The organism is Rhodococcus sp. P3_B8 (genome assembly GCF_056402775.1).
The window spans coordinates 1-3807 of record NZ_JBFUGT010000460.1; the positions used below are offsets into that span (position 1 = coordinate 1).

4 protein-coding genes are annotated in these 3807 nt (G+C 67.6%); 2 read left to right on the forward strand and 2 right to left on the reverse strand.

Translation table 11 applies throughout. The annotated features are described in order from the left end of the window. Both AC1D1G_RS42845 and AC1D1G_RS42850 read left to right on the forward strand, forming a co-directional pair. A partial coding sequence (locus AC1D1G_RS42845; RefSeq protein ID WP_477956668.1) for a hypothetical protein occupies positions 1-260 on the forward strand: 260 nt, incomplete at its 5' end. Further along, positions 257-838, forward strand: coding sequence for a DinB family protein (locus AC1D1G_RS42850; protein WP_477956669.1), 582 nt, complete (start codon positions 257-259; stop codon positions 836-838). The genes AC1D1G_RS42845 and AC1D1G_RS42850, both read left to right, overlap by 4 nt. A 7-nt stretch (positions 839-845) precedes the next feature. On the opposite strand, the gene AC1D1G_RS42855 is transcribed toward AC1D1G_RS42850, so the two are convergent. Together AC1D1G_RS42855 and AC1D1G_RS42860 are read right to left on the reverse strand one after the other, a co-directional pair. After that, on the reverse strand, positions 846-2582 hold the full coding sequence (locus AC1D1G_RS42855) for a cutinase family protein (RefSeq protein WP_477956670.1): 1737 nt from the start codon (positions 2580-2582) through the stop codon (positions 846-848). Between the two features lie 114 nt (positions 2583-2696). Next, the coding region (locus tag AC1D1G_RS42860) for an HNH endonuclease (protein WP_477956671.1) at positions 2697-3807 on the reverse strand (1111 nt) is incomplete at its 5' end.

Below are 3807 nucleotides of genomic sequence, written 5' to 3' on the forward strand. Positions count from 1 at the left end.
ATGCGCACACCATGCGCAACCATGCCGGTGAGGCGATCACCGACGGCCGCAACTGGCCGGGTTACATCCTGATCGCCGCCGGAATCGCCGTACTCGGGTTGACGCTGGTCGCGGCCGGCTACGGATTCGAGGGCTGGGCGCTGATCGGTGGAATCGCCTGCGTCCTCTGCCTCGTCATCGGCACGGGTCTCGTGCTCCTCGAACGGCGCCGCGTCAAGGCCCTCGAAGGCAGGGAACTGACCGATCAGGAAGGGCATTGACAGATCCGAAGGCCGACCTGCACCACTACCTCCAGGCCGCCCGCGACGCCCTGCTGTGGAAGCTTGACGGGCTGTCCGAATACGACATCCGCCGGCCGATGACCCCGACCGGCACGAATCTGGTGGGGTTGGTCAAACACCTGACGGGCGTCGAGATCGGCTACTTCGGCAAGACTTTCGGCCGATCCGTCGAATACCCACCGTGGGTGACCGACCACGCCGAAGACAACGTGGACATGTGGACGACCCCCGACGAGTCACGCGAATACATCGTCGGGCAGTACCGGACAGCGTGGGCGCACGCCGACGACACCATCCGGGCTCTGCCGCTCGACGCGCCGGGCCGGATACCGCACTGGCCGAACGCCCGCCGCGACGTCACCCTGCACCGGATTCTCGTGCACGTCATCGCCGAAACCCACCGGCACGCAGGGCACGCCGACATCGTCCGCGAACTCGTCGACGGCACGGTCGTCTTGCGCGCGGACAACACCAACCTGCCCGCAGAAGACCGGATGTGGTGGGAGACCTACCGGACCCGCCTCGAAGGCGCCGCACGCGAAGCCGACCGGGGCTGATCGGGCGTCACCCGGCCGCCGGCTGAAGCGTCGTCGTGGTGACGACCGGCGTGGTGGTCGTCGGTGACTCCGATTCAGTGGTCGCGGTGGGTTCCGCCGCGGTGGTAGTCACCACGGATGCGTCCGATGTTCCGGCGACGGCCTGAGGCGCCGACGCCGACGTCGTGGTTTCTGCGGCTACTTCCACCGCTGTCGTGGGTTCCGGTGACGTCGTCGTCGCGACCGTCGTCGTGGGTGTCGGCGAACTGCTGGTCGTCGTGGTCGTCGCACTGACCGGGTTGCCCGCCAACTGAGCCTTTTTCGCGCTGTCCGTGGTGGTGGGAACGACCTGAGCCGCTTCCGCTTCCGTCTCCTTCGTGGAGGCAGCGGCAAGTTTCGCGGTCGACGCTTCCGCCGCGGCCGCGCGCGACTCACCCTTCTCCGCCTCCTGCGCCAGGTGTGTCAACCAGGCTGCGGCGTACTGGGCAGAAGTCAGCGGTTTCCCGCTGCCGGCGTTCGCATCACGCCAGTAGTCGAAGTGATGGCCGGTTCCCTCCCCCAGCGTCTGCTGATACGGGTCGCTCATCGCCACCTGGATCGTGTTCTGGTTGTCCGCAATGAACCCGATGATCTCGTTCCGCACCTTCGCCGGCAGGTAGACCAGGTCGACCGCCTGATTCGACGAGATCGGACCAGCTGACGTGTCCGATTGCGCCGCACCGCTATCGGGCTTGTACGCCGGATCCGACACCTTGATCAAAACGTCGAGGAACGTCTCGTCGGACTGCATCCAATCGTCCTGCGACTGGATGTCCGCGAACGCGGCGAGGGCGATCTGCCCGAGCACCACCGCGAGATCCTGTCCCGTCGCGGGGGTCAGCCCATCCTTCTGCAACGAGTCGACGTTCAGCTGCCGTCCCACGTTGATCGCGAGCTGCAGTAGCGCAATGTTCTCGGGCGCGGAGCAGGTCAGGTCGCCTTCCGAGCAGAACGATGCCACCTTCCCGTCCAGGGCGCCGAAGCTGCCCGACGTGCCGGGCAATGCTCCCCGCCCGGATGTGCCCGTCTGCCCCGACTGGTAGGCGAGGTCGAAGCCGTCGGGATTGCGGAATTCGTTGTCCGAACCGGGAAATGGCCCTCCCCCGAGGTTGCGGCCGGCATCCGCCAGGATGACGACGCCGACCACGGACGCCGGATCGAGAATGTCGTACGAGCCGTCCTGGCCGTCCTGGTTGCCGACCTCCATCGCAACCCGCCGTGCCACATCGGCGCCCTCGCTGTAGCCGACGATCGAGAACTTCGTGTCCGGGCACGACGCGTGAATCGACCGCATCACGGTTTCGGTGTTGTCGACGCCGGCGTTCACGGCGTCTTCGTACGAGTTCATGTTGGCCGGATACTCGACGTAGACCGCGGCATAGGACCCTCCGCCGACGGATTGCTGCGGCGCATTCACCACCTCGTCGATCCATGGACTGCTGTAGTCGCTGGAGTACGACGCGGGAAGCCGCGTGCCGTCGGGCGCCACGAGCATCCGGGTCCCGTCGCGCGGGGTGTCGCCGCGGCCGGCGACGGCGATGCTGACCATGTCGTAGCACGCGTCCGAGGCCGCCGCGGTCAAGGCTGTCGACGTCGTGGYCGGTGAACCCGGGTTCGACCACGGTGTCGCGAGCAGCGCCGCCAGCCCCAACGCGCCGGGCGCGACCAGACTGCCTGCGATCCTTCGTCGATGCGCGACCTTGCGTGCTGAAACGCGACGTTYCATGGTCTACCCCATCCGTTCGTAGCCCGTGTCGAACACCCGAGTAGGTGTCAACGCGTTAACAGACAAGTCGCACATTGCAGCAACGGCGTTACACGTCCGTCTCGGAGGCGTCGTTCACGAGGCGCGGAGGTGTGTGATCAGAAGGGTCTCGACCTCCGACTCTCGCGCCGCGGCCGGGAGCGGCGGGGCCGCCGATCGGTAGTGGTGGCCTGTCGGAGTACGCAGGTCGATGAAGTGGGTGCGCCCGGGCCGGTGTATCGGACGGGCAGCCCAGCCGGGCGCCTCTTTCGCGTAGTTGCAGACTTCGCAGAGGCCGGACCCGTTGTCTGCCGTCGTGGCACCGGATTCTCGGTGTGAGCGGATGTGGTCGTGGTGCCGGATCGGCGCATCGCACCACGGGGTGCGGCAGGTGCGGTCCCGGAGGTCGATCAGTGCCGCGAGGCTCTTCGGGAACGTCCGCGACCGGGATTCCATCGCCGTCAACGCCCCCGACTGCGGGCAGGTGTAAATCCTTCGTAAGGTGGCCTCGATACCCGACCCCACCGCATCTGCCACCAGTTGCCGGGCAATCCCCGCCGGCACCGGCCCGAATCCCTGCAACTGCGCGGCCTCGTGCCCGCCGGCCAGCAAAGTCTCGTCCGAGAGCACCAGGTTCACCGCCACCGGCACCCCCGCCGCCACCGACGCTYCGGTGCCGCGGTCGAACAACAGGTCCACCATCAGCTGATTGCGGGTCCGGCCGCCACTGTTGCCGGTCGCGATCAGACTGTCGGCATCCCCACCCAGCGTGGCCTGCAGACACACCGCCTGCTCGACCGGCATCAGCACACTCAGATATGCCATCGAATCTGGGGCCGGCCGTGTCGTGACCCGACGCTCGGACACCGCCTTACGATGCCGCCGCACCACGGACGCGGCGTCGAGTTCGACCGCCAACGCCTTCGCGCGGGCGATCAGCCCGCGGTCGCCGACGCCGTCGAGGGTGGCCGGGTCCGAGCACAACCGGCGGTCCACGATGCCCCGATCCGTCGCCGACAGGCACGCCGTCTCCCGCACAAGCAGCGTGGCTCGCCATTCGTTCAGCCGGCCCGACCGCAACAGGGCCAGGGTGTGCGGCATCGCGTGCACCAACGCCTGAGCGAACCCGAGATGCCGACCGCCACGGTTCGGGGATTCCCTGCGCGCCAACGCAATCTGCGAGGCAATGCCGCGGTCCCAGTCCGCC